This is a genomic window from Mesorhizobium sp. CAU 1741 (assembly GCF_039839275.1).
Taxonomy (GTDB): domain Bacteria; phylum Pseudomonadota; class Alphaproteobacteria; order Rhizobiales; family Rhizobiaceae; genus Aerobium.
Map to the genome: position 1 here is coordinate 163,162 of NZ_JBDOQP010000005.1, position 12,637 is coordinate 175,798.

The following is a 12,637-nucleotide window of genomic DNA, read 5'->3' on the forward strand; positions in this document are numbered from 1 at the left end:
TCGCTGCGCGACAAATTTCGATGTGGGCTTGTCATAGGCAATCGCCCGCTGTAGTGTCAATAAGTGAATTTATAGTCTCACCAATTGGACCTACCGAATGTCAGGCATGTTGAGCGGCATCTTGCCCGTCCTCCCCACACCCTTTCGTGCCGATGGCGCGGTCGACATTGAGGCGATGCGTCGTCTGGTTCGCTTCGCCTGCGACGCCGGTGTCCAGGGGGTGGTTTTTCCGGGCTTCGCCAGCGAGGTGGAGACCTTGACGCCGAGCGAGCGCGCGGAGCTGCTGGGTGTCGTGGTGAAGGAAGCGGCCGGCCGCGTGCCGGTTATCGCCGGCGCCAGTGCGGCCTCGCCTCAGGAGGTCATCGACCATGGAAAGGTTGCCGGGGCGCTGGGCGTGACGCATCTGATGGTACAGCCGCCGAAATCGGTCGGCGCCGGCGCCCGTGAGGTCGGGGCGTTCCTTGCCGAGGTCGCGAACGCACTGCCTGCCATGGAGATCATCCTGCAGAACGCGCCCGCGCCGCGCGGCTCGGACCTCGCGCCCGAGGCGATCGTCGAGATTGCTGCCGCGATCCCGCAGATCACCTATGTCAAGGAAGAGACCCTGCCGGCAGGTCCCGCCATCACCCATATCCTGGCCGAGGCCCCCAAGACGCTCAAGGGCGTGATTGGCGGCGGCGGCGCACGCTATATCCTCGACGAATATGCCCGCGGCGCCTGCGCGGCGATGCCTGCTCTGGAGCTTGCCGACGCGCATGTCGATCTCGACGCCGCATGGCGGCGCGGCGACCGGGAAAAGGCGAGCGCGATCTATGTGCGCACCCTGCCTTTGCTGACGCTGCAGGCTGTCTACCGCATGCGGCTGACCAAGCATGTGCTGATGCGGCGCGGCATGCTGTCGGAGGTGCAGGTGCGCGCGCCGACGCCGATGATGGATCGCTACGCGGTCGAGGACATCGACGCCAATTTGCGCACGCTCGGCCTGCTTTCCGACGCGGCAAGCGAGGTGGCATGAGCGGACCGGTCGAAAGCGTCGAGGTCTTCACGCTGACGCTTCCGCGCGACACGCCCTATCTCGGCGCGCTGCGGCCGGGCGAGAGCCCCAATGCGCAGGGCTATATCGTGCGCAAGGGCAACCGCACCGTCTACCCGACCTTCGACCGCAGCGTGCTGGTGCGGGTGAAGACGCGCGGCGGCACCACCGGCTGGGGTGAAACCTACGGCATCGTCGCGCCGGGCGCGGTCGGCGCCATCATCAACGATCTTCTGGCGGGCTTCGTCATCGGCCGCGAGGTCGAGGACCCGTCGGCGATCTATGACGATCTCTACGATCTGATGCGGGTGCGCGGCTATACCGGCGGCTTTTATGTCGACGCGCTGGCGGCCATCGACATCGCGCTGTGGGACATCGCAGGCAGGCAGGCAGGCAAGCCGGTTTCCGCACTGCTGGGCGGCGCGGCCCGCAACGATTTTCCCGCCTATGTCTCCGGCCTGCCCGAGCCGACGATGGCAAAGCGCGCAGAATTGGCGCGGCACTGGCAGGATCGCGGCTTCGACGCCTTCAAGTTCGCGACCCCCGTCGCCGACGACGGACCGGCGGCGGAACTGGAAAACCTGCGCGCGGCGCTCGGGCCAAAGGCGAAGATCGCCGCCGACATGCACTGGAACCAGACGGCGGACGAGGCGCTGGCGCTGATCGAGGCGATGAAGCCGCACGGCCTGTGGTTTGCCGAAGCACCGGTGCGCACCGAGGACATCGCCGCGCTCGAGAGGGTCTCGACGGGCACCGATGTGCCGATCGCGGTGGGCGAGGAATGGCGTACCGTTTGGGACATGCGCCACCGCATCGAGCGTTGCGACATCGCCATCGTGCAGCCCGAGATGGGCCACAAGGGCATCACCAACTTCACCCGCATCGGCGCGCTGGCAGCCGAGCACGACATCAAGGTCATCCCCCACGCCACAATCGGCGCGGGCATCTTTCTCGCGGCCAGCCTGCAGGCGTCCTCGACGCTGCCGACGCTGGCGGGCCACGAGTTTCAACACTCGATCTTCGAGCCCAACCGCCGGCTTCTCGTCGGCGACATGGACTGTCGCGAGGGCACCTACCGCCTTCCCGCCGGGCCGGGCCTCGGGGTCGAGCCATCCGAGGAAGCGCTGGGACTGCTCCAGCCGATTTGACTGTAAACTGTAGATCCGGGAGGAAAACATGACTGGACTGATAGGTAAGGGCCTTGGCACGCTCGCCGTGGCCGCGCTGCTTTCGGCATCGGCGCTGACGCCGGCCATGGCGCAGACGACGCTGAAATTCATCTCGTGGCAGGTCGACGACGCCGGCAATGGCGACTGGTGGGCATCCGTCATCGAGGAATTCGAGAAGCAGCACGAAGGCGTGACGATCGAGTTCACCAAGGTCGAGCGCGGCGCCTATGCCGACACGATGACGACGCTGTTCGCCGGCGGCCAGCCGCCGCAGATCGTGCACCTGGCGTCGTTCGAGTTCCAGTCCTTTGCCGACACCGGCTGGCTGGAAAACCTCGACCCGTGGATCGAGCGCGACAACATCGACCTCGAAGGCTGGGCAGGCCAGTCCGTGTGCCAGTGGAACGGCGAGACGGTCTGCATCATGCTGAGCTACTTCGGCTACATCATGGCCTACAACAAGGCGATCCTCGAGGACGAGGGCATCGCCGTGCCGACCACCTATGACGAGTTCCTGGCCGCCGCCCGCGCGACCACCAAGGACCTGAACGGCGATGGCATCCCCGACCAGTTCGGCACCGGCCACGAGACGCGCGGCGGCGCCGGCCAGTACCTCACCGAGATGCTGAGCTACATCATCGATGCCGGCGCCTATTGGACCGACAAGGAAGGCAACGTCACCATCGACACGCCGGAAATGGTCGAGGGCCTCAGCCGCTGGAAGACGGTGATCAAGGAAGGGCTGACGCCGATCGACATGTCGGCCGGCGACGTGCGCAAGCTCTTCGCCGACGGCAAGATCGCGCTCAAGCTCGACGGTCCGTGGCTCTACGGGACCATGCAGGAAGGCGAGGCCGCGGCCGACACCGTCGTCGCCGCGCCGCCCTTCACCGTGCCGCTGGGCGGCTCGTCCAACGTGCTGACCATGCCGAGCGAGATTCCAGACGAGGAGAAGGAACTGGTCTGGGAGTTCATCAAGCTGACGATGTCGCCGGAATTCCAGCGCACCTATGCCACGGTCGCCGGCAACACACCGCCGAGCCCGACCGCTGACGTGACGGGCGTGGAAGAAGCGGTTCCTCACTTCCCGATCCTGGTGGAAACGATGCAGGCCGCCTCGGCGGGCGGCATTGACCGCATCCCGGTCGGGCTGGAGCTGAACTACAACGAGTTCAGCAAGATGATCCAGGAAGAGACCCAGCGCATGATCATCGAGGACCTCGACCCGGCCGAAGTGGTCAAGACCATGCAGGCCAACGCCGAAGCCCTGGCGAACTGACCATCGCAGAACGCTGGCGGCCGTCCCCCTTGGCGGGGGGCGGCCGTCTTACCCCGCCGTCCTTTCTGAAGGCCGTTGAATCATGTCCCACGCCAAGATGTTCGACCTGGCGCGACCCAGCCGCCAGCACCTGCTCGGCTACATCCTGCTCGCGCCGGCCGTGCTGCTCGTCGGCTTCATCATCGTCTATCCGCTCGCCATCGCCGTCGACCTGTCGTTCCAGGACGTGCGCATCCCGCGCATGGGCCGGCGCGGCGAGTTCACGCTCGACAACTACGAACGGCTCTTCGCCTCGTCCGAATTCTGGATGGCCTGCTGGGTGACGATCAAGCTGGTGGCGGTGGTGACGATCGGAAGCCTCATCGTCGGCATGTCGACGGCGCTGCTCGTCAACAACCGCTTTCGCGGCCGTACCCTGGCGCGGCTCGGCATGGCGCTGCCCTGGGCGGTGCCGGAAGTCATCGCCGTCGTCATCTTCGCATGGATATTCGACTCTTCCTTCGGCCTGATGAGCTGGCTGTTCGTCGTCACCGGCATCACCGACACGATGATCCCCTGGGTCTCCAGCCCCTCCGCCGCCTTCTGGGCGGTCGCCGTCACCATGGTGTGGAAGGGCTTTCCGTTCGTCTCCATCATGGTGCTCGCCGGCCTGCAGTCGATCCCGGCGGACTATTACAACGCCGCCAAGGTCGATGGTGCCAGCGCCGCCCAACGCTTCCGCTGGATCACGCTGCCGCTCCTGATGCCGGTTCTGGGCGTCACGCTGGTGCTGGTGATCCTCTGGGTTTTCCGTGATTTCTCGATCATCAAGGTGCTCACCGAGGGCGGCCCGCTGCGCACCACGCAGACTTTGTCGATCATGACCTACGACCAGGCCTTCGGGTTCCATAATTTCGGTTATGCATCTGCCGTGGGTGTGCTGACGCTCGTCATCAGCGTCGTCGCCAGCATGTTCATGCTCGGTCGCGGCACCAAGGCGATCTACTGAGGAGCGACGCGATGACACGTACTTTCAACCAGAGCCTGATGCTCTATCTCGGCGTGATCGCGACGCTGGCGCTGATCCTGTTCCCGATCTACTGGCTGTTCATCACCGCCATCTCGACCTCGGCGGAGTTGTCCGCCCTGCCGCCGAGCTTCTGGCCGGCAGACGCGCAGTGGGAGATCTTTGCCCGCGTCTGGGAGGCGCGCCCGATCCCGACCTGGCTGATGAACTCAATGATCGCCGCGCTCGGTTCGGTGGCGCTGTCGATGGTGGTGTCGGTGTTCGCCGGCTACGCGCTGTCGCGCTACCAGTTGCGCGGCGGCCATGCGCTCGGCCTGTTTATCCTCACCGCCAAGATGCTGCCGGCGACGCTGCTGGTGATCCCGCTGTTCGCGGTGTTCCGCAATCTCGGCCTGATCGGCAGCATGTGGACGCTGGTGATCGCGCATTCGACGCTGATCGTGCCGTTCGCGACATGGATGCTGAAAGGCTATTTCGACACCATCCCGCGCGAGCTGGAACAGGCCGCCATGGTCGACGGCTGTTCGCCGATGGGCGCGATGGTGCGTGTGGTGCTGCCGATCGCCACTCCGGGCCTGGCGGCAACCGCGCTCTATGCTTTTGTCCTGTCCTGGGCCGACTACGCCTATGCGCGCACCTTCCTGGTCAATGCGCAGGACAACTGGACCGCCAATCTCGGCATCACCACGATGAAAGGCGAATACGTCACCGACTGGAACGAGATCTCGGCCGCGGCCGTGTTCGTCGCGGTGCCGGTCATCATCATCTACCTTTTCCTCGAACGCTATCTGGTCGGCGGGCTGACCGCCGGTGCGGAGAAATAATCCATGGCCAAGATTTCCATTCGCAACGTGCACAAGAACTACGGCGCGCTGAACGTACTGAAACCGTTCTCGCTGGAGATCGAGGATGGCGAGTTCGTCGTGCTTGTCGGGCCGTCGGGCTGCGGCAAGTCGACGATGCTGAAGATCCTCGCCGGGCTTGAGCCGGCCACGGGCGGTTCGATCTTCATCGGCGACCGCGACGTGACGGACCTGGCGCCAGGCGACCGCGACATCGCCATGGTGTTCCAGAACTACGCGCTCTATCCGCACCTCACCGTGCGGCAGAACATCGGCTTCGGGCTGAAGATGCGCGGCACGCCGAAGGCAGAGATGGAGCAGCGCATCGAGGATGCCGCGCGCATCCTCGAGGTCACCTCCTATCTCGACCGGCGGCCGAAGGAGCTGTCGGGCGGCCAACGCCAGCGCGTCGCGCTCGGCCGCGCCATCGTGCGCCAGCCGCAGGCCTTCCTGATGGACGAGCCGCTGTCCAACCTCGACGCCAAGCTGCGCGTCCACATGCGCGCCGAGATCGGCGCGCTGCACCGGCGCATCGGCACCACGACCGTCTACGTTACTCATGACCAGATCGAGGCGATGACCATGGCGCAGCGCGTGGTGATCATGCGCGACGGCGAAATCCAGCAGATCGCGCCACCCGACGTGCTGTTCGAAAAACCAGACAATCTGTTCGTCGCCGGCTTCATCGGCTCGCCCGGCATGAACTTCATGGAGGCGGAGGTGAGCGGCGGCGATGCACCGCATGTCCGCCTCTTCGAACAGGACGTGCCGCTGGAAGGCGCCCGCCCTCCCGCCGGCCCGATCATCGCCGGCCTGCGCCCGGAACACCTGTCGCTGGGCGCCGGCCCGGTGACCTTCACCGTGCGTCCGACGCTGGTCGAAAGCCTCGGTTCGGAAAAGTACATCTATTTCGACGCCGGCAGCCAGAAGCGTGTCGTCGGGCACGCGGAGGATGAAGCCGCCAGGGGCATGATCGCCCGCGTCGACCATTCGGGACCGCTGGCGGCGGGCGAGGAAGTGACGCTCTCCTTCGACCCGGCGCGGCTCTATCTCTTCGACGCGCAGACCGAAAAGGCGATCCGCCCATGAGCATTCTCGTCACCGGATCGTCCGGCCGCGTCGGATCGGCCGTCGTGTCGCGGCTCCTCAAGGAAGGCGAGACGGTTCGCGGCTTCGACCTGCGCGCCTCGGGCCGCGCGCATCCGGACTTCAGCGAGGTCACCGGCGCGCTGAGCGACGCGCAGGCGGTCGAAACCGCGATGGCGGGCGTCACCCACGTCCTGCATCTGGGCGCCTTCATGTCGTGGGCGCCGGCCGACCGCGCGCGCATGTTCGAGGCCAATGTCGAAGGCACGCGGGTGCTGCTCGACGCTGCCGCGCAAGCTGGTGCCACACGCTTCGTCTTCGCCAGTTCCGGCGAGGTCTATCCGGAAAACGTGCCGCAATTCCTGCCTGTGACTGAGGAGCACCCGCTTCACGCCAACTCGCCCTATGGCCTGACCAAGCTGCTCGGCGAGGAGCTGGTGCGCTTCCACCAGCGCGCCGGGAAAATGGAGACGGTGATCCTGCGCTTCTCGCACACGCAGGACGCCGCCGAGCTGCTCGACGAGACGAGCTTCTTTTCCGGTCCGCGCTTCTTCCTGCAGCCGCGCATCCGCCAGCAGGAGGGCTTCGGCAATCACGCGGCAGCCGACATCCTGCGCGCCGCAGATCCAGGCGTTCCGGCGCATGTGGTGGCGCGCAACGAGAACGGCCGGCCGTTCCGCATGCACATCACCGACACCCGCGACATGGTCGAAGGCGTGCTTCTCGCCATGCTCAGCGAAAACGCCGCTGGACAGGTCTTCAATCTGGGTGCAACCGAGCCGGTGGACCTCGCCGGACTGGTTCACGCCATGGCCGCATCCACGGGGCTGCCGGTGGTCGAGGCTGACCTGCCGGGTGCCGGAGTCTGGTATCATACGTCGAACGACAAGATTCGGCGCGTTTTGAGGTTTGAGCCGCAATGGACGATCGAGCGGATGCTGGAGGAAGCCGTGCAGGCAAGACGCGCACGTCTCGCGAAGACCGGGACCTGACGACGCCTGCCGGCACCGCCGCCCTGTCCAAGGGCCTGACGCTCCTCGACATCGTCGCGGACGCGCCCGACCCGATGCGCTTTGCCGACCTGCTCAGGGCCTCGGGGCTGCCGAAGCCGACCTTCGCGCGCATCCTGCGGACCCTCGTCGCCTTCGGCCTGGTGCAGCAGGACGAGGCGAAGGGCACCTACATGCTCGGCCGCCGCTTCCTCGAACTGTCGCACCGCGTGTGGGATTCGTTCGATCTGGTGGCGGCTGCGGTGCCCGAACTCGACCGGCTGTCGGCGGAGATCGGCGAGACGGTGGCACTGTGCCGGCTCGACGGCGACGTCGTGCAATATCTCGACGAGCGCTCCGGCGATGGGCTTTCGGTGCGCGTCGATGTCGGCCGGCGTGTGCCGCTGCACTGCACCGCCGCCGGCAAGGTGCTGCTCGCCTACCAGGATCCCGCGCTCGGCCGCGCCATCATGGAGAGGCTGAAGCTCGACGGCTTTACCCGGCAGACGATCACCACCACCGAGGCGCTGCAGGCCGACCTGACGCTGACGCGCGCGCGCGGCTATTCGGTGTCGTACGAGGAACACCTTACCGGCGTGAATTCCGTCTCCGCGCCGATCCTCGGGCGCGACGGCACGCCGATCGGCGCGCTGGTGGCGCTGGGGCCCTCCTCGCGCCTCGACGCAACCAGCATTCACCCTGCAGGCCGCGAGCTGATCGCGGCGGCGCGGCGCATCACCGGATCGGCCGGCGCGGTCGCCATTACCTCGCGGCCACGGCCGCGCGCCTCGCAGGGACGCCCGCAGGCCAGCCTGAGCTGCGTGCTGCCGTGGGGCGCGCAGCTCGGCGAGGCGCCCGTCTGGCACGACGCGCAGCGCCTGCTCTACTGGGTCGATATCCTCCATCCGGCCGTCTACCGCTTCGCGCCGGAGACCGGCCGCAACGAGGCCTGCGACACCGGCAAGCTGATCAGCGCCGTGCTGCCGCTGGAGGACGGGCGGTTGCTCGTCGCCTCGCAGGACGGCATCGAATGGCTGAATTTCGAGACCGGCGAGATGACGCCGTTCGCAAGCCCCGAAGCGGGCCTGCGCGACAACCGCCTCAACGACGCCAAGATCGGCCCCGACGGGGCGATCTGGATCGGCTCGATGCGCATTGATGCGAGCCGGCCCACCGGGGCGCTCTACCGGGTCGAGCCGGACGGCACCACGACGCGCAAGGAAAGCGGCATCACGGTGTCGAACGGCATCGCCTGGAGCCCGTCCGGCGACACGCTCTATTTCGTCGACACGGTGCCGGGCCTCATCCACGCCTATGATTGCCAGCCGTCGACCGGCGCAATCGCCAATCGCCGGGTTTTCGCCCGGATACCGGAATCGGAAGGCCGACCGGACGGCATCGCGGTGGATGAAGAAGGCGGGCTATGGTGCGCCATCTGGGACGGCTGGCGCGTCAACCGCTACGACACCGAAGGCAGGCTGGAACGGGCGATCGACCTGCCGGTGCCGCGCCCGACCAGCGTCGCCTTTGGCGGTCCCGACCTTTCCACCCTCTACATCACCAGCGCCCGCACCCGCCTGCCCGCGTCGAGCCTTGCCGAAGCGCCGCTTTCGGGCGGGCTGTTCGCCTGCACGCCGGGCGTCGCCGGCGCGCCGGTGGGGCTTTTCCGGCACGGATGACCCAATGATCGCAGACCCCTTCGACCGCTTTCGACTCGACGGCAGGACCGCGCTCGTCACCGGCTCCAGCCGCGGCATCGGCGCGGCGATCGCCGAAGGGATGGCAGGCGCAGGCGCGCGGGTGGTTCTGCATGGCCAGAGTGCCGAGGCGGCCGAGCCTGTACGCGCGCGGATCGCGGCCAGCGGCAAGCAGGCCTGGGCGCTGGGCGCCGACCTGCGCGAACGCGGCGCGGGCAAACGGCTTCTGGAGGACGCCGAGCGCGTTGCCGGGCCGGTCGACATTCTCGTCGTCAACGCGTCGGCGCAGGTCAACGCGGTGCTGGCCGACATGACCGACGAGGATCTCGACCTGCAGCTCGACGTCAATCTGCGCTCGACCTTCGAGATGCTGCGCCATGTGCTGCCGGCCATGGCGGAGCGGCGCTGGGGCCGCGTCGTCAGCATCGGGTCGATCAACCAGCTCCGGCCGAAATCGATCGTCACCGCCTATGCCGCCACCAAGGCGGCGCAGCACAATCTGATCCAGAGCCAGGCGCGCGACTACGCCGCGTCGAACGTGCTTCTGAATACGCTCGCACCAGGACTGGTCGACACCGACCGCAACGCCGACCGCAAGGCCGCCGACCCTCAGGGCTGGGACGCCTATGTGCGCCAGCTCAACTGGATGGGCCGCGCCGCCAACGCCGACGAGATGGTCGGCGCAGCACTGTTCCTGGCCTCGGATGCCTGCAGCTTCATGACCGGCGAGACCATCGTGCTGTCCGGCGGCTATTAGCCGGCAAGCCAGCGGTCGAGATTGTCCCGGACGAAGGCGTCGTCGTTGAGTTCGGGATAGTCGCGGGCGATGCGGTCGAGTTCCGCGGCCTGGCCCGGTCCCATCGTCTCGTCGGGGTTCAAGCACCATGTGCCTTCGAGCAGCCCCTGCCGGCGCAGCACCTCGTGGATGGCGGCGATGCAGCCGGCGAAGTCGTTGGCGACGTCGAAGAGCACGCCGTTGGCATCGGTGGTGCGGGCATCGAGTTCCAGCCATTCGGACGCCGAGCGCGCATCCGGCCGCTCGTGGATGTCTGCCAGAAGCTCCACCGCCTTCCTCGTCCACACTGCCCAGTGGCCGAGCAGTCCGCCCTTGATGCGCACGCTCACCGGCTTGCCGTCGCGCGGGAAGGTGAAGCGCGTCATCAGGTCGGCGACGATGTGGTCGTCATTGCCGGTATAGAGCGTGATGCGCTCCTCGGCGCGGGCGTCGATGACCGCGCGCACCACGTCGAGCGTGCGATAGCGGTTGAACGGCGCCATCTTGATCGCCACGACATTGTCGATCTCGGCGAAGCGGCGCCAGAACGAATAGGGCAGCGGCTGTCCGCCGACGGCGGTCTGGAGATAGAAGCCGACCACCGGCATGATCTCGGCCACCGCCCGGCAATGGGCGATGAGCTCGTCCTCGCTGGCGTGCTTCATCGCCGCCAGGCCCAACAGTACCGCATGGTAGCCCTTGGCGCGGGCAAGCTCGGCCTCGCGCAGCGCCTGCTCCGTCTTGCCGATGGCGCCAGCCACCAGGAAAGGTTCGGATGGATGGCGCGCGGCTTCTTCGGCAGCCAGCGACAGCACCGGCTCGAGCAGGCCGTGGTCGCGGATCTCGAACTGCGTCGTGTGGACCGCGACCGCCATGCCATGGGCGCCGGCGTCGAGATAGTAGCGCGACAGCGCGCGCTGGCGGCGCTCGTCGAGCGTGCGCGAGGCGTCGAGCGCGAGCGGATGGGCGGGAATGACGCCGCCCCTGCGCAGGGCCGCGAGAGGTACTGACGGAATGTCGTCGATCTTCATGTCGGTGCTTTCGGAAGTGCTTCTTGGGTCGAGTCGGGACGCAGGTAGCCGAGGATCACCTCGATGACGTGCCTGCGGCGCATGGCCAGTACGTCCTGCGTCTTGGGCAGCGCAAAGATGGCTGACAGCGTGTGGCGGTTGGCGATGAAGAAATAGCAGATGCTGGCGATCGAGATGTAGAGCTGCACCGGGTCGACGCCTTGGCGGAAGACGCCGTCTGCCTGGCCGCGCCTGAGGATCTGGTCGATCAGCGCCGCCAGCGGGCTATTGAGGTCGCGCGCGCGGACCGAATGCGACACGTGCACGCCGCCATGCATGTTCTCGTCGTTGATCAGCGAGATGAACTCGGGATGCTCGCTGACATAGTCGAAGGAGAAGCCGATCAGCTCCTCCATCGCCTCCTGCGGCGAGCGATGCGCCAGCTCGAGATTGTGCTCGGCCTCGCGGATCTTCTGGTAGGTCAGCTCCAGGACGGCGCTGAACAGATTCTCCTTGCTGCCGAAATAGTGGTAGATCAGCGCCTTGTTGCAGCGCGCCCGCTTGGCGATGGCGTCGATGCGGGTGCCCTTGAGACCCTTCTTCGCAAATTCCTTCTCGGCCGATTTCAGGATGCGGGCACGGGTGGCGACGGCGTCGCGCGTCTGCCGGGGCTTGTCGCCCGCGTCCGCCGCCTTGCCGCCCGTATCCTCAGTAAGTGCCATCTCGTACCTCGAAATGCGTCGGCTTGCCGAGCGATCGGCCGCCTTCGGAAAGCCACTTCGCCGTCCAGTCGATCAGCCGCGGCAGCGGCACGGTCGGATAGCCGAAGAGCTGCTGCTGCAGGCTGGTGTCGACGATCCACGCCTTGTCCTGCTCCTTGCCCTCCAGCACCGGCTCGGTGCCGAAGCGCTCGCCGAATTTCTGCGCCAGGCGCCGCACGCTGACCAGCTCCGGGCCCGAGAGATTGAGCACGAAGGGCGGCGAATCGGCATGCGCCAGCGACTGCAGCGCGATGTCGTTGGCATCACCCTGCCAGATGACATTGCAATGGCCGCTGTCGATCTGCACCGGCTCACCCGCCTGCACCGCGCTCGCCACGTCGTGCAGCACGCCATAGCGCATGTCGATGGCGTAGGACAGGCGGATGAGCGACACCCTGGTGCCGCGCGTGCGCGAGACGTGCTCGAACATGCGCTCGCGGCCGACGCAGGAATTGGCGTATTCGCCGGGCGGGTTCAGGTCGAGGTCCTCGCGCGCGCCCTGCCCGGCAATGTCGACGAAGGGATAGACGCAGGCCGTCGAAAAGACGGCTAGGCGCGAGGCGGCGAAGGTCTCGGCGACCATGGCCGGCACCTGCACGTTCATCGCCCAGGTCAGCGACTGGTTGCCGGCCGAGCCGAACTTGCGGCCGGCCATGAAGACGACGTTGGCGGTCTTTTCCAGGCCTTCGAGCGCGGAACGGTCGAGCAGGTCGCAGGCGACCGTCTCGATGTCCCAGCCCTGGAGCTTTTCCTTCAGCCCGGGCTCTGAGAAACGGGCGACGCCGATGACCCGCTTGCCGGGTGCCGCGCGCTTGGCCATGCGTGCCAGCGTCGGGCCCATCTTGCCGCCGACGCCGAGGATGGTGATGTCGCCGTCAAGCGCGGCAAGGGTTTCGACCAGCCTGTCGCTGGGCCGGGAGAGCATCTCCTCCAGCTCTTCCTCGTTGCGGATTTCGGACGGCAATGCGGTCATGGTCTTGTTCCTTGAAC

Annotated in this window: 12 protein-coding genes; 9 read left to right on the top strand and 3 right to left on the bottom strand. The window is 66.8% G+C overall.

All coding sequences use genetic code 11. From position 1 onward, the window contains the following. The first annotated feature begins 97 nt into the window (after positions 1–97). The 9 genes from AAFN84_RS19730 to AAFN84_RS19770 all read left to right on the top strand — a co-directional run bounded on the left by AAFN84_RS19730 (position 98) and on the right by AAFN84_RS19770 (position 9,858). Positions 98–1,015, top strand: a complete 918-nt coding sequence (locus AAFN84_RS19730; protein WP_347516387.1) for a dihydrodipicolinate synthase family protein — start codon at positions 98–100, stop codon at positions 1,013–1,015. Further along, positions 1,012–2,181 (top strand): mandelate racemase/muconate lactonizing enzyme family protein, encoded by a 1,170-nt coding sequence (locus AAFN84_RS19735; RefSeq protein WP_347516388.1) that lies wholly within the window; start codon positions 1,012–1,014, stop codon positions 2,179–2,181. Before AAFN84_RS19730 ends, AAFN84_RS19735 begins: the two co-directional genes overlap by 4 nt. Positions 2,182–2,209: 28 nt before the next feature. Beyond that, on the top strand, positions 2,210–3,481 hold the full coding sequence (locus tag AAFN84_RS19740) for a sugar ABC transporter substrate-binding protein (RefSeq protein ID WP_347516389.1): 1,272 nt from the start codon (positions 2,210–2,212) through the stop codon (positions 3,479–3,481). 82 nt (positions 3,482–3,563) lie between these two features. Continuing rightward, on the top strand, positions 3,564–4,469 hold the full coding sequence (locus AAFN84_RS19745; protein WP_347516390.1) for a sugar ABC transporter permease: 906 nt from the start codon (positions 3,564–3,566) through the stop codon (positions 4,467–4,469). Positions 4,470–4,480: 11 nt separating this feature from the next. Further along, a complete protein-coding gene (locus tag AAFN84_RS19750) occupies positions 4,481–5,311 on the top strand; it encodes a carbohydrate ABC transporter permease (RefSeq protein WP_347516391.1) in 831 nt (276 codons plus the stop codon). A 3-nt stretch (positions 5,312–5,314) separates the two neighbouring features. Further along, positions 5,315–6,418 (top strand): ABC transporter ATP-binding protein, encoded by a 1,104-nt coding sequence (locus tag AAFN84_RS19755; RefSeq protein ID WP_347516392.1) that lies wholly within the window; start codon positions 5,315–5,317, stop codon positions 6,416–6,418. Continuing rightward, a complete protein-coding gene (locus AAFN84_RS19760; protein ID WP_347516393.1) occupies positions 6,415–7,407 on the top strand; it encodes an NAD(P)-dependent oxidoreductase in 993 nt (330 codons plus the stop codon). Before AAFN84_RS19755 ends, AAFN84_RS19760 begins: the two co-directional genes overlap by 4 nt. Then, a complete protein-coding gene (locus AAFN84_RS19765; RefSeq protein WP_347516394.1) occupies positions 7,335–9,083 on the top strand; it encodes an SMP-30/gluconolactonase/LRE family protein in 1,749 nt (582 codons plus the stop codon). The genes AAFN84_RS19760 and AAFN84_RS19765 overlap by 73 nt, the downstream gene beginning before the upstream one ends. Positions 9,084–9,087: 4 nt before the next feature. Next, positions 9,088–9,858 carry an SDR family oxidoreductase gene (locus AAFN84_RS19770; RefSeq protein WP_347516395.1) on the top strand — a complete coding sequence of 257 codons (771 nt, stop codon included), beginning with the start codon at positions 9,088–9,090 and terminating at the stop codon, positions 9,856–9,858. Here AAFN84_RS19770 and AAFN84_RS19775 read toward each other — a convergent pair. From AAFN84_RS19775 to AAFN84_RS19785, 3 genes are read right to left on the bottom strand one after another with little or no spacing between them, the layout of a single operon-like run. Beyond that, positions 9,855–10,907 (bottom strand): dihydrodipicolinate synthase family protein, encoded by a 1,053-nt coding sequence (locus tag AAFN84_RS19775; protein WP_347516396.1) that lies wholly within the window; start codon positions 10,905–10,907, stop codon positions 9,855–9,857. The genes AAFN84_RS19770 and AAFN84_RS19775 overlap by 4 nt on opposite strands. Continuing rightward, the gene (locus tag AAFN84_RS19780; protein WP_347516397.1) at positions 10,904–11,608 is read right to left on the bottom strand and encodes a TetR/AcrR family transcriptional regulator; all 705 of its coding nucleotides are present in this window, start codon (positions 11,606–11,608) and stop codon (positions 10,904–10,906) included. Before AAFN84_RS19780 ends, AAFN84_RS19775 begins: the two co-directional genes overlap by 4 nt. Continuing rightward, on the bottom strand, positions 11,595–12,620 hold the full coding sequence (locus AAFN84_RS19785; RefSeq protein WP_347516398.1) for an NAD-dependent epimerase/dehydratase family protein: 1,026 nt from the start codon (positions 12,618–12,620) through the stop codon (positions 11,595–11,597). The genes AAFN84_RS19780 and AAFN84_RS19785 overlap by 14 nt, the downstream gene beginning before the upstream one ends. Between the last annotated feature and the right edge of the window lie 17 nt (positions 12,621–12,637).